A 13,977-nucleotide genomic window follows, 5' to 3' on the forward strand; every position below is an offset into this window, starting at 1 on the left:
TAGTGTGATGCCGCTCACTGACAGGACCGTTGCTGAACTATGGCAGAAGATCAAAACCCACCTGCTGACGAGCAGGATCAAAACAATAACGAGCGCAAGCGCCCGGGGAAAAAACCGTTAATTATCCTTGGTATCGTGGTCATCGTGATGGTGATTGTGGCGCTGGTCTGGTGGTTTTTAACCCGTAACGAAGAGACCACCGACGACGCCTTCACCGACGGCGACGTAGTGACCATTGCCCCAAAAACGGCAGGCTACGTCACCGAACTTCGCGTGCGGGATAACCAGCGCGTGAAGAAAGGGGATGTGCTGGTGGTGATCGATCCGCGTGATACCACCGCCCAGCGCGATCAGGCCCAGGCCCAGCTTGGGCTGGCGGTTGCGCAGTTGCACCAGGCGCAGGCGCAGCTGGCGCTCTCGAAGGTGCAATATCCCGCCCAGCGCGATGAAGCCAAAGCCCAGGTACTGAAAGCTCAGGCGGATATGGCCAACGCGCAGGCGGAGTACCGCCGTCAGCGCGGCGTTGACCCGCGCGCGACCACGCAACAAAGTATCGATGCCGCGAACGCTCAACTGCGGAGTGCCCAGGCGGGTCTGGCCAGCGCGCAGGCGCAGCTGGAAGTGGCGGAGCAGGTTCAGCTGCAAATCCGCCAGCAGGAGACCAACGTCGAAGCCCGCGAACGGCAGGTCGATCAGGCCAGAGCGCAGCTGGAAACCGCCAACCTTAACCTCTCTTATACCGAAGTCCGCGCCCCGTTCGACGGTTTTGTCACCAAACGCAACGTCCAGCCCGGTACGCTGGTGCAGGCAGGTACGGCGCTGTTCTCGCTGGTTTCCCCGAACGTGTGGGTGGTGGCGAACTTCAAGGAGTCGCAGCTTGAGCGCATGAAGCCGGGCGACAAAGTGACCGTGTCCGTCGATGCCTGGCCGGATATGGAGCTGGAAGGCCATATCGACAGCATCCAGCAGGGCAGCGGCTCGCGCTTCTCCGCCTTCCCGTCGGAAAACGCCACCGGTAACTTTGTGAAGATCGTTCAGCGCGTGCCGGTGAAAATCGTCATTGATAAAGGGCTGGATCCGAACAAGCCGCTGCCGCTGGGGCTGTCGGTTGAACCGAAGGTCACCGTGGAATGACGGATCACAGCCACGATAACTGGAAGCCCGCCAGTAACCCGTGGGCGGTGGCGATTGTGGTCACCCTGGCGGTGTTTATGGAAATTCTGGACACCACCATCGTCAACGTGGCGCTGCCCCACGTCGCAGGGTCGCTCTCGGCCAGCTATGACGAATCCACCTGGGTGCTCACCAGCTACCTGGTGGCGAACGGCATCGTGCTGCCAATTTCGGCTTTTCTGAGCCGTCTGTTTGGTCGCAAGCAGTTCTTCCTGATCTGCATTGTGATGTTCACCATCTGCTCGTTCCTGTGCGGCATCGCCACCGAGCTATGGCAAATCATCCTGTTCCGCGTGATGCAGGGGTTCTTTGGCGGCGGATTGCAGCCTACCCAGCAGTCGGTGCTACTCGACTACTTCAAGCCGGAGGACAGGGGCAAAGCCTTTGGCCTTTCATCCATTGCCATTATCGTCGCGCCGGTACTCGGTCCCACGCTGGGGGGCTGGATCACCGATAACTACTCCTGGCGCTGGGTGTTCTTTATCAATATCCCGGTAGGGATTGTGACGGTGCTGGCCATCTATCAGCTGCTGGAAGATCCGCCGTGGGAGAAAAAGTCGGAAGAGAAGCTCACCGTCGACTGGACGGGGATCGGCCTGATCGCCCTCGGTCTTGGCTGTTTGCAGGTGATGCTCGACCGGGGCGAAGATGATGACTGGTTCTATTCGAACTTTATCCGCACCTTCGCAGTACTGACGCTGGTCGGCATTATCGGCGCGATCTACTGGCTGATGTATGCCAGAAAGCCGGTGGTGGATCTGCACTGTATGAAGGACCGCAACTTTGCGATCTCCAGCCTGCTGATGGCGGGGATGGCGATGATCCTGTACGGCAGCTCGGTGGTTATTCCGCAGCTGGCGCAGCAGGATTTGGGCTATACCGCCACCTGGTCCGGGCTGGTGCTCTCGCCCGGCGCGGTGCTGATTGTGCTGACCATCCCGCTGGTGCTGAAGCTGATGCCGGTGGTGCAGACGCGCTGGATCATCGCCTTCGGCTTTACCTGCCTGGCGGTGTCGTTCTTCTGGTCCCGCACGCTGACGCCGGATATCGACTTCGAAACGCTGGTGCTGTTCCGCAGCGCCCAGTCGATTGGACTGGGGTTCCTGTTTGTGCCCCTCACCACCATCGCCTTTATCTCGATCCCGAGGCGGCTTAACGCCGACGCGGCGGCGCTGTTTACCATGTTCCGCAACGTGGCCGGCTCGATTGGGATTTCGCTCTCGACGGCGGCGATCACCGAGCGCTCGCAGGCGCACAGCGCGCATCTGGCTTACCACGCTTCGCCGTTTAACGAGCAGTTCCAGCTGGCGATTCGCGAAAGCGCCCAGGCGATCCAGAACTTCACCACTCAGGTGGGCGATCCGACCGGCATTGCCACCGGGCGGATGTACCAGACGATGATCGAGCAGTCGCGCTTTCTGGCCTACATCGACGTCTTCACCATTCTGAGCGCGGTGGCCCTATTACTGATTCCGTTTTGTTTGTTGCTCTCGCCGGTTAAGAGCGAGGGGAGTGCAGGAGCACACTGATGATACACAGACGTTTACACCCTCTGATGATAATGATGCTGCTGGTGGGCTGCGCCGTCGGGCCGGACTACCAACAGCCTGCACCGCCCGCCACCACGCACTGGAACGATAAGGGCGACAGCGCGGTGAAATCGCAAACTTCCTCCGCGGCCACTAACCCGCGCTGGTGGAAAACCTTCGGCTCGCCGCAGCTCGACAGCCTGATTGAACGCGCCATCGCCGGGAATCTGACGCTACAGCAAACGGTATTACGCATTGCCGGCGCGCGCGAACAGATTAACCAGGCCGGCGGGGCGTTTTTCCCGTCGGTGAATGGCAATGTGCAGGCGACGCGCCAGCAGCTTGGGCTGGAAGGGGAGCTGAAATCCCACGGCGTGTATGACCAGTTGAATAATGTCGATCCTGAACTGCGGGGCGCGTTAGGCCCGCTGACGCAGCCGATAAACCTCTATCAGGGCAGCTTCGACGCCCAGTGGGAAATCGACCTGTGGGGCAAGGTGCGCCGTCAGGTAGAAGCGGCTGAGGCGCAGCAGCGGGCGGCGATCGAGCAGCGTAACGATGCGCTGGTCTCGCTGGAAGCCGAAGTGGCGCGGGCGTGGCTACAGCTGCGTGGGGCGCAGAGCATCATTGCCACGCTTAATACGCAAATTGAAAGCGCACAGCAGACGCTGGATCTGACCGAAAGCCGCCAGCGGGGCGGGCTGTCGCCGCAGATGGACGTGGAGAACGCCCGGGCGCAGCTGGGCAATCTTGAAGCGCAGCTGCCGCAGTATCAGGCGCAGGAACGCCAGGCGATGAACGGGCTGGCGATCCTGCTCGGCAAACCTCCGGGCGCGCTGGATGCCGAACTGCAATCCGTGCAGCCGATGCCTGCCCTGCCAGATATTGTGCAGACCGGTATTCCGTCGACGCTGGCCCGCCGTCGCCCGGACGTGCGCGAAGCCGAGGCGAATCTCCATGCCGCCACGGCGCAGATTGGCGTCTCGGTGGCAGAACTGTTCCCGAGCTTTACCCTCTCCGGACAGTTTGGCCTGCGCAACAGTGAATCTAACTGGCTGACCGACTGGAGCAGCCACTTCTACAGCTTTGGCCCGCAGGTTTTCATACCGATTTTCCAGGGCGGTCGGCTGGTCTCCAGCGTCAAGGTGGCGCGCGCGCAGCAGGGGGCGGCAGTGCTGGACTATCGCCAGACGGTACTGACGGCGCTCGGCGACGTTGAAAACGCGCTGGTGAGCTATCGCACCGACCAGCAGCGTGAAGCGGGCCTGGCGAAAACCATCGACGCGCTGCAAAACGCCTTTGATCTCGCCAGCGACAGCTACCGGCAGGGGATCGCCAGCTTTATTGACGTGCTGGACGCCCAGCGTCAGCTCGCTCAGGCCGAACAGCAGCGGGCGCAGGCGCAGGTGCAGAGCGCGCTTGACCTGGTGGCGCTCTACAAAGCCCTCGGCGGCGGCTGGGAGCCGTATCAGCAGGTGCGGCTGCCAGACTACAGCGTCTTTGGCGACGCCCCACGCGGATAGATTCAGAGGATTGGGCAAGAAACGGACAGGAACGCCACATTCGCGATGGCTGGGGGGCGGGTATAACTAACAGACATCCAATCGACATGCGAGGAAAGCGTTATGCGTTATCAAAAACTGGGCAATACCGGACTGTTTGTTTCTGAACTCTGCCTCGGCACCATGACCTTCGGCGGTGAAGGCGGCATGTGGGGCAAAATTGGTCAGCTTCAGCAAAGCGACGCCGAGCAGCTGGTGGGCCGCGCGCTGGACGCCGGGATCAATTTTATCGACACGGCAGATGTCTACTCGGAAGGGCGTTCAGAGGAGATCACCGGGCAGGCGCTGAAGAACCTGAAAATTCCGCGCGAAAACATGGTCGTTGCCACCAAGGTGTTCGGTGAAACCGGCACAGCGGGGGTGAACTCGCGCGGTAGCTCGCGCTATCACATCATCAGCGGCGTGAAGGAGAGCCTGCGTCGCTTGCAGCTGGATCATATCGATCTCTATCAGCTGCACGGTTTCGACCCCGCGACCCCCATCGAGGAGACGCTTTACGCGCTGGATAATCTTGTGCAGCACGGTCACGTACGCTATATCGGCGTCTCGAACTGGGCGGCATGGCAGATTGCCAAAGCGCTCGGCATCTCTGAGCGTCTGGGGCTGGCGCGTTTTGCCTCATTGCAGGCGTACTACACCATCGCCGGGCGCGACCTTGAGCGCGAACTGGTGCCGATGATGCAGAGCGAAGGCGTCGGGTTGATGGTATGGAGCCCGCTGGCGGGTGGTCTGCTGAGCGGAAAATACGATCGCGACGGGCAGAGCGCGGCCGGTAGTCGTCGCCTGGCGTTCGACTTCCCGCCGGTGAATAAAGATCGCGCCTTCGACTGCGTGGACGTGATGCGTACCATCGCCGAAAGTAAAGGCGTTTCCGTGGCGCAAATCGCGCTGGCGTGGCTGCTGCACCAGAAAGCGGTGACCAGCGTCATCATCGGGGCGAAACGGGTCGATCAGTTGGATGACAACATTGCCGCAACCGGCATTCAGCTGAGCGATGATGAGCTGAAACAGCTGGATGCGGTCAGCGCGCTGCCGCGCGAGTATCCTGGCTGGATGCTGGAGCGCCAGGGCGAGTACCGTCGCAATCAGTTAGCGCAACAATAACCTTTCTTTCCCCGGTGGCGCTTGCGCTTACCGGGGCTGCGTTCCCTTGTAATGACATATTAACGTTATGTCACTACACGAAATACCAATGGGCTGTTCTCTTCTTCCGCTGTTTCAGTATGCCAGCTTTACGAACGCACAGGGTGGTACCCGGGAAGAATCACTCCGGGCCAATGCGTGCGTTTCATTAATGCGCGCATCCGTGTATTAAGGATTGCCTTAATCCTCTCCAAATGATATTAATTATCATTCTTATTATAAAAATAATGGCAGTTTAAAATATCTGGCAAGGATGTGAGCTTAACGATCGATCACTTTTACGTTAGGCATGTATTAGGGAATGGGTATGAGAATTATCAAGATCTTCTGGCCGCTCACTGCGCTCCTGGCAGGGTTGAACAGTCAGGTATCACTGGCAAAATCCTCCGATGATAACGACGAGACCCTGGTGGTGGAAGCCACCGCTGAGCAGGTACTCAAACAGCAGCCGGGCGTGTCGATTATTACCAGCGAAGATATTAAAAAGAACCCTCCGGTCAACGATCTCTCCGATATTATTCGCAAAATGCCCGGTGTCAATCTGACCGGCAACAGCGCCTCGGGTACACGTGGTAATAACCGCCAGATCGACATTCGCGGCATGGGGCCGGAGAACACCTTAATTTTAATTGATGGTGTGCCGGTGACGTCGCGCAACGCCGTGCGTTATAGCTGGCGTGGAGAGCGTGATACCCGCGGCGACACCAACTGGGTGCCACCGGAACAGGTTGAGCGTATTGAAGTGATCCGCGGCCCTGCGGCGGCACGCTACGGTTCGGGCGCAGCGGGCGGGGTGGTGAACATCATTACCAAACGCCCTACCAACGACTGGCACGGTTCGCTGTCGTTATACACCAACCAGCCGGAAAGCAGCGACGAAGGCGCTACGCGTCGCGCCAACTTCAGCCTTAGCGGGCCGCTGGCTGGCGATGCGCTGACCATGCGCCTGTACGGAAACCTGAATAAAACCGATGCCGACAGCTGGGATATTAACTCCTCGGCCGGTACGAAAAACGCGGCCGGGCATGAAGGGGTGCGCAACAAAGATATTAACGGCGTTGTCTCGTGGAAATTAAATCCGCAGCAAATTATCGATTTCGAAGCCGGATATAGCCGCCAGGGGAATATCTATGCAGGCGATACGCAAAACAGTTCTTCCAGTGCCGTCACTGAAAGCCTGGCGAAATCCGGCGAAGAGACGAACCGCCTGTACCGGCAGAATTATGGCATTACACATAATGGTATCTGGGACTGGGGTCAAAGCCGTTTTGGTGTCTATTATGAGAAAACCAATAACACCCGCATGAATGAAGGATTATCCGGTGGCGGTGAAGGGCGTATTTCGGCGGATGAAAAGTTCACGACCAATCGCCTGAGCTCCTGGCGAACCAGCGGCGAGCTTAATATTCCGCTGAATGCGCTGGTCGATCAAACGCTGACCGTGGGTGCGGAGTGGAGCCGCGATGAGCTCGACGATCCTTCCTCTACCAGCCTGACCGTGGATGACAGTGATATCGGCGGCATTTCTGGCTCGGCTGCGGATCGCAGCAGTAAAAACCATTCCCAAATCAGTGCGCTGTATATTGAAGATAATATTGAGCCGGTTCCCGGCACGAATATCATTCCCGGCCTGCGCTTTGATTATCTCAACGAGTCCGGCGGTAACTTCAGCCCCAGCCTGAACCTCTCGCAGGAATTGGGCGATTACTTCAAAGTCAAAGCGGGGATTGCCCGAACCTTTAAAGCACCAAACCTGTATCAATCCAGCGAAGGTTATCTGCTCTACTCGAAAGGCAACGGTTGTCCAAAAGATATTACATCGGGCGGCTGCTACCTGATCGGTAATAAAGATCTCGATCCGGAAATTAGCATCAATAAAGAAATTGGGCTGGAGTTCGCCTGGGAAGATTACCATGCCAGCGTGACCTACTTCCGCAATGACTACCAGAATAAGATCGTGGCCGGCGATAATGTTATCGGGCAAACCGCTTCCGGCGCATATATTCTCCAGTGGCAGAACGGCGGGAAAGCGCTGGTGGACGGTATCGAAGCCAGCATGGCGTTCCCGCTGGTGAAAGATCGTCTGAACTGGAATACCAATGCCACCTGGATGATCACCTCGGAGCAAAAAGACACCGGTAATCCGCTGTCGATCATCCCGAAATACACCATTAATAACTCGCTTGACTGGACCATCACCCAGGCGTTCTCTGCCAGCGTCAACTGGACGTTATACGGCAGACAAAAACCGCGTACTCATTCGGAAACTCGTAGTGAAGATACTGGCGGTCTGTCAGGTAAAGAGCTGGGCGCTTATTCGCTGGTGGGGACGAACTTCAATTACGATATTAATAAAAATCTGCGTCTTAACGTTGGTGTCAGCAATATCTTAGATAAACAGATTTACCGATCTTCCGAAGGGGCGAATACCTATAACGAGCCTGGCCGGGCTTATTATGCCGGTGTTACCGCGTCATTTTGATCGTAGTGTTACAGGTGTACTGCCCGCGTCAAGGCGGGCAGTGTTTAGCGGCTTAATGAATGACAGCCTGCTGTGTTACCTGCGTTTTCACCACTGATATCTAACAGCGCTCCGCGGAAGGAGGCGTTGAACATCGGCCCGTGTCCCAGGTTTGGGAAATCCCAAAAGGCGGCATTGACGCCTTTATCTTCCAGCGTGGCGAGGGTGGCATGAATTTTCGTCAGCACTCCGGCAGCATGCGTTTCCCGGTTATCGCCCGGTGTCGCCGAACCTTCCATTATCATCAGGCGCCTGGCGCAGTATTGCGACGGCTCAACCGCCGTGATGCGGCTCAGTAGCGCATCATGGCCTCTGCCCAACGACGGGCTGGCGCTGTAATACGTCCGGAAATAAGGGGAAGACAGCCATGCATCCAGCACGAACAGGCCGCCGTAGGAGTGCCCCCACAGGCCGCGACGCTGCCGATCGATATTCAATCCCTGTTCCACCTTTGGCGCTATACGCGTTTCCAGTAACTGGCGGAAGTCGTTGCTACCCCCACTCTTACGGCTGCGGGTATCCGTTTTGCCGCTTTCTGCTGCTGGCGTATAGTCGTAGGCCCTGCCGTTGAGATCGAAGGGGAGGTTGGTCTGATACCCGACAGCCACAATCACCGGCGGTGATTTTTCTGCCAGCTGTTTGAGCAGGTCGTCGTTCAGGCGGTCCATAACTGCGTTGCCGTCGAGCATATATAAAATCGGGTAGCCCGACGCCGGTGCGGCTTTATTTGGCACGGCCGTCCATACCCGATAATGGCGGCTGCCATCGGCGGAGTCGAACGAGTTGACGCTGAAATGGTAAAACGCAGAGCCTTTATCGGCGATATTCGGCCCCAGTGGCTGCATATCCGGCTTTGCGAAAGCGTGCGCATTCCAGATAAGGGTGAGACCAGAAAGAAGAGTGACAAGCGCCTTGCGTGAGCGTGTTGGGCGATACTCGCGGGCATACATCTGATGTTTATTCCTTTTCCGCAGGTGACATTTTCTTTATTCAGGAAGCCTGTACAGTTGCCTGAAAGTGTTCGCGGGTCAAGTCAACCCTGGAGTAAACCAAGCCCGTCAATCAGTGCGCCGCGCCACCATGCGTAATCGTGACCCCCGGTATACATTGCGCAATGGCTGTCGACGCCAGCGGTAAGCAACTGCTGATGCAGCCGCTGAACGTGGGGTACCGTCGAACCTTCCAGCGATCCCACGCACAGGCGGATGCGCACACCCTGCGGCGGGGCAGAAAGCAGATGTTCGCTCACCCATGACGTATCGGTTTCGCTGAACACGTTTGGCCGGCTGGCACCCTCTGGCGTCCACCACATCGAAGGGGAGTGGCTGAGCGCCAGCCCGAACGTTTCCGGTGCGTAACGAGCGGCCATGAGCGCGCTGACCCCGCCGAGGCTCTGTCCGGCCAGCACGGTGCGCGAACGGTCTGCCCACCGCCGCTGCGGGTGTTCGGCGCGGATCGTCGGCAACAACTGGTCGGCGATATCCTTTATCAGCTCGCTGCGCCCGCCGAGTATCGCAGTTCGCTCGTGTTCATCGATATTGTCGATGCCAAGTACAGCCACAGGCACGATGCGTCCGTTGTTTATGGCGGCGTCAATTGCCGCGCATACGCCAAGGTGATCGAACCAGGTTTCACCATCGGGCAGTACCACCAGGCCGAGGGGCTGCGAAACATCAACGTCCGGCAGATAGAGCCGAACCCGGCGCGATTCCCCGGCGAGAGTGCGCGCCGAGGTAAGCAATTGCCCGCTGGGTGACCCGCCGCGCCATTCGGACTGGGCGGGGGCTTTATCAAGCGCCAGCACCGACTCCTGTGTGCTTCCCCGAACGTTGATCCCCGGCGTTTTGTTTAGCGGATCGGCGTGCCCGACGAGGGTAGCAAAGCGGCCTCCGGACTGTGCAATCGTCTCGGCCGGGGTGCCGGGGGGGATTTCCACCAGCGAATAGGAGCCGCAGTAGCTTGCGGGTAAACGCAGTGTCAGAGTCCAGATATCCGTCGCGGGAAGGGCGGTCATCATCCCTTTCGCCACGTGCTCTTTATCCGTCACCCGATTCAGACGCAGATAAACGCCCTGTAGAGGGTGCCTGGCGCGCCACAGAAATGTCACATCACGCTCGTCTTTCGCTCCGTCGACTGGCGTCACCAGCGGTACATTTAGCGACTCAGCGTCTCGCCAGAAGTCAGAAAGGTTAGCAATGTGGCCTGCTGCCAGCTGGCTGCGCAGCCTGGCGATAGCAGAGGGATGTTGTTGCATGTTCAGCATTCACTCTCTTTGAATATGAAGGGTGTCAGTATAAATAGCTAAAGCGGCTATTCCGGGAACAGCCGCTTTAGCGCGTGTTTTGTAATGTCTTACGTGCGCAATTACTCTTCCACGATTTCCCCCGTGATGTCGTGCTGGCGATGGGGAACAGAGCTGCCGACGCTGTCATGCCACAAGAGGGTGTAGAGGCCGCCGGCCGCTAACAGCTGTTCGTGGGTGCCGTATTCCGCAAGCTGCCCCTTATCGATAACGGCAATCAGATCGCAGCGCTGCGCGGTGGTCAGACGGTGCGCCACAATCAGCGCCAGGTGCTTCCCGGTGTGCGCGACGTCTGTTAACGATGACATCAATCGCTCTTCGGATGTGCGATCCAGGCGTGACGTGGCTTCATCGAGCAGCAGGATGTGAGCATTCGCCAGTTGTGCGCGGGCCAGCGCAATCAGCTGGCGCTGACCTGCGGACAGATCGGCACCGCCGTTATTCACCGGTGTGCGGAATCCCTGCGGCAGATTGCGCACCGTCTCATACAGCCCTGCCTGTTGAGAGGCAATCTCAACGTCGTCATTGGTACTGGATGGCCGTGAATAACGAATGTTTTCCGCGATATCACCACTAAACAACGCCACATCCTGATCGACCAGCCCAATCTGGCGACGGTAATCGGCAAGCGAGGCATCATCAATTATCCGATCGCCAATGCTGATCCTGCCGTGGGTGGGGGAATACAATCCGGCGATCAGCTTAATCAGCGTTGACTTACCCGCACCGCTGCGACCAACGACCGCGACGACCCTTCCCTCAGGGATTGTCAGGGTAAGTTTGTTCAGCGCGGGTTGAGGACTGTCGGGATAACTGAACGTGACCTCATCAAGATGCAGCGCGCCGGTGGCGGGCGGTGCGGAAGAGGGCTCGATGTTCTCTGTGCCTTCGGTCGCCAGCAGTTCATTGATATGTTTGCCGCTGGCCGTCGCCTGCTGCCAGGCGTCGACAATTCCTGATAACTGCTGCACTGGCCCATAGAATTGCCCCAGCAGCAGGAAGAAAGCCGCCAGCACCCCGGCGGTCATTTCGCCTTCGGCGACTCGCGATGCACCCACCAGAAGAACGGCGGCATAGGAGGCCTCGGTGCAGAAGGTCAGGAACGGGAAATAGACGGCAAGGTATTTTTGCGCACGTACGCGGGTCGCACGGAACCGATCCGATAACGCGCGCAGCCGGGCGGCTTCCTGTTCCTGCTGGCCATGCGATTGCACAACGCGCAAGCCGGAGACTTTCTCCTGCAGGGTGCTGTTGACTTTGCCTATTTCCAGCCGCGCCTGCGCATAAGCAGGGGAGCTGAGGCGGCGATAAATCCAGGTTGCCAGTGCGACCACTGGCACCGCGCTTAATGCCGTCAGCGCCAGGAGCGGGTCGAGCCAGAACATGGCGGCGGCGATGGCGAACATTGTCACCAGGCTGGTGGCTGCACCGGCAAGGCCGTTTTGCAGAAAGCGGGCGAGAGAGTCCACATCTACGGTCATGCGGGTCAGACGTGAATCGACATGCTTTTCATGCCAGGGGAGACCAAGACGCAGCATATGGCCGAAGCTGCGCAAGCGCACCGTATGCTGGACTGACTCTGCCGCTCTGGCGGCGAAGACAGTCTGTAGTGAATAACAGCACCAGCTCACGGCCACCAGGCACAGGGCGAATAGGGCACAGAGGCCGATAGTCGACATATCGCCTGTGGCAACGCCGGAGTCAATGCCGCGCTGCAGCAGTATCAGTACCCCGACGCCTGCCGCCGAATCGAGGGCGATCAGCAGGGCGGCGATGACGAACATCCACGCCACGGGCTTCAGCAGCGACGTGACTTTGCGGCCTTTACCGGCCAGCGCCTGCTGTACTGCATTTTCCGGCACGCGCGTCATACGGGCGACAAAGCCTTTATCCCCCGTCTGCGCCGCATCGTCTTGTGCCGCTGGTACGGTCGGCCACAATCCGTTAGGCCCACTGTGGGAAGGCGCGAGGAAATCGCCGTCGCCGGTCATCAGCGCGCGGAACGCCGGACAGCGCGCTTCAAGTTCTGCCTGGGTTCCGGTGTCCACCACCCGGCCCTTATCCAGCACCACAATCCGGCTGGCTAACTGAAGCGTCGAACGGCGTCGGGCAATCACCAGCAGCATATGCTTTTCGTCAGCATAGCGACTCAGCGCGGTGTTGATCTCCGCTTCAGTACCGGCATCGACCGCAGAGGTGGTGTCATCGAGGATCAACACTTCCGGCGCGGTAATGAGCGCCCGCGCCAGCGCGATTCGCTGCCTCTGTCCGCCGGAAAGATTCTTACCGCGTTCGGTTAATTGGGTATCGAAGCCTTTCGGCAGGGCGTTGATAAAATCGCTGGCTCCTGCTGCCCTCGCCGCGAGGCGAATGTCGTCCGCCGTTGCCTGAGGGTGCCCGTAGGCGATATTTTCCGCCACCGTACCGGCAAACAGAAAAGCATCCTCAAACACAACGCCTACCCGACGACGAAGCGCCTCCAGCCTGAGATCGCGGAGGTTCTGTCGGCCTGCGCTGGTGTTGAGCCATATCTCTCCGGCGCTGGGATCGTAAAAACGCGCCAGCAGCATCAGCAGCGTGGATTTCCCGGAACCCGATGCGCCCACTACCGCCACCGTTTCACCGGCGTGCAGGGAAAAGGAGACATCGCTGAGGATGCGTCTGCCGCCACGGTACTCGAAGCTCATATTCTCCAGTTGCAGCCCGATAACCTGACCGTTAACCGCCTCCGTCCCGTCTTCCATCTGCGAACGGGTGTCGATCAGAGCAAACACGCGCTCCACGGACGCCTGGGTGCGCTGGGCGATAACCAGAAACGATGCCAGTACACGGGTTGGCCCGGTCAGCATCGCGAGGAAGCTGGCAAACGCCACGAAGGTGCCGAGATCGATGCGCCCGTGCATAACCGACCAGCCGCCGTAGCACAGCAGGACGATTTGCCCGAGCACCGGTAGCGCCAGCATGGTGGCACCTGGCATCGCCTGCGAGATGGCCGCGCCGATGCGTACCCGCACCATCTGCCGCGACTGGCGATCCAGCCAGCGCGTTTCACGCAGCTCCGCCACGCAGGATTTTACCACTGAGATCTGCGCCAGCACCTCGCGCATATGTTCGGTGAGATTTGCCAGTCGGTCCGAGGCCAGCCCGGTTTGCGCGAAGACCCGGCGACGCGCGCGCAGCGCAGTGATAGCCAGGCATGCCAGTACGCACACGACGATGAGCGTCATGGCGGGTGACATCCACAGCATCACGGCAATGCCGGCAATGTAATAAGTGAACACCGCCAGCGGCACCGGACACATCTGTAGCAGGGTATGCACCTGCTGCAGATCGCTGTTGGTCCGTGAAATCACCTGCCCGGTGCGCAGTGCGTCCTGGCCTGCGCCGTCAAGTTTTTGAATACTGTCGAATGCCCGTCCTCGCAGGGTGTGCTGCACCCAGAGCGAGAGCTCCCCGGCATAACCGCGGCGCACGTAGTTACCGATGAAATCAAAAAAGGCAATCAGCAATAGCCCGCAGGCCAGCCACGGCAGACGAGTCGGATTGCCCGCCAGCGCGTCGTTCACCGCTTGCCTTGTCAGCAACGGCGTCAGCGCGGCCAGCAGAATGGTCGAGACCGACGCTACCACTACGATGATGCTAAGTTTCTTACGTTCCCAGCACACGCGTGCCAGGCGAACTATCCAGGACCGCGCAGGAGTGGGAGAGTGAGTCGCAGGCATTAAGCCTCCTCCGTCTGTAAACAAT

General features: G+C 59.0%; 8 protein-coding genes. 5 read left to right on the top strand and 3 right to left on the bottom strand.

From position 1 onward, the window contains the following. The first annotated feature begins 39 nt into the window (after nucleotides 1–39). The 5 genes from KTH07_RS04510 to iroN all read left to right on the top strand — a co-directional run bounded on the left by KTH07_RS04510 (nucleotide 40) and on the right by iroN (nucleotide 7,889). The gene (locus KTH07_RS04510; protein ID WP_015571057.1) at nucleotides 40–1,134 is read left to right on the top strand and encodes an HlyD family secretion protein; all 1,095 of its coding nucleotides are present in this window, start codon (nucleotides 40–42) and stop codon (nucleotides 1,132–1,134) included. Further along, the gene (locus KTH07_RS04515) at nucleotides 1,131–2,702 is read left to right on the top strand and encodes a DHA2 family efflux MFS transporter permease subunit (protein WP_015571056.1); all 1,572 of its coding nucleotides are present in this window, start codon (nucleotides 1,131–1,133) and stop codon (nucleotides 2,700–2,702) included. Before KTH07_RS04510 ends, KTH07_RS04515 begins: the two co-directional genes overlap by 4 nt. Then, on the top strand, nucleotides 2,702–4,225 hold the full coding sequence (locus KTH07_RS04520; RefSeq protein WP_032620035.1) for an efflux transporter outer membrane subunit: 1,524 nt from the start codon (nucleotides 2,702–2,704) through the stop codon (nucleotides 4,223–4,225). The genes KTH07_RS04515 and KTH07_RS04520 overlap by 1 nt, the downstream gene beginning before the upstream one ends. Before the next feature lie 102 nt (nucleotides 4,226–4,327). Then, nucleotides 4,328–5,368, top strand: a complete 1,041-nt coding sequence (locus tag KTH07_RS04525; RefSeq protein ID WP_032620033.1) for an aldo/keto reductase — start codon at nucleotides 4,328–4,330, stop codon at nucleotides 5,366–5,368. A gap of 346 nt (nucleotides 5,369–5,714) precedes the next feature. Next, nucleotides 5,715–7,889, top strand: coding sequence for a siderophore salmochelin receptor IroN (gene iroN, locus KTH07_RS04530; RefSeq protein ID WP_023303341.1), 2,175 nt, complete (start codon nucleotides 5,715–5,717; stop codon nucleotides 7,887–7,889). 44 nt (nucleotides 7,890–7,933) lie between these two features. Here the strand turns inward: iroN and KTH07_RS04535 are convergent, their stop codons facing one another. The 3 genes from KTH07_RS04535 to iroC form a co-directional block, all read right to left on the bottom strand. Continuing rightward, the gene (locus KTH07_RS04535; protein WP_015571052.1) at nucleotides 7,934–8,878 is read right to left on the bottom strand and encodes an alpha/beta hydrolase; all 945 of its coding nucleotides are present in this window, start codon (nucleotides 8,876–8,878) and stop codon (nucleotides 7,934–7,936) included. An 83-nt stretch (nucleotides 8,879–8,961) separates the two neighbouring features. Next, the gene (locus tag KTH07_RS04540) at nucleotides 8,962–10,191 is read right to left on the bottom strand and encodes an esterase family protein (protein WP_017384910.1); all 1,230 of its coding nucleotides are present in this window, start codon (nucleotides 10,189–10,191) and stop codon (nucleotides 8,962–8,964) included. Between the two features lie 101 nt (nucleotides 10,192–10,292). After that, nucleotides 10,293–13,952 (bottom strand): salmochelin/enterobactin export ABC transporter IroC, encoded by a 3,660-nt coding sequence (gene iroC / locus KTH07_RS04545; protein ID WP_023303342.1) that lies wholly within the window; start codon nucleotides 13,950–13,952, stop codon nucleotides 10,293–10,295. Between the last annotated feature and the right edge of the window lie 25 nt (nucleotides 13,953–13,977).

The organism is Enterobacter cloacae complex sp. ECL72 (genome assembly GCF_019056635.1).
Taxonomy (GTDB): domain Bacteria; phylum Pseudomonadota; class Gammaproteobacteria; order Enterobacterales; family Enterobacteriaceae; genus Enterobacter; species Enterobacter hormaechei_C.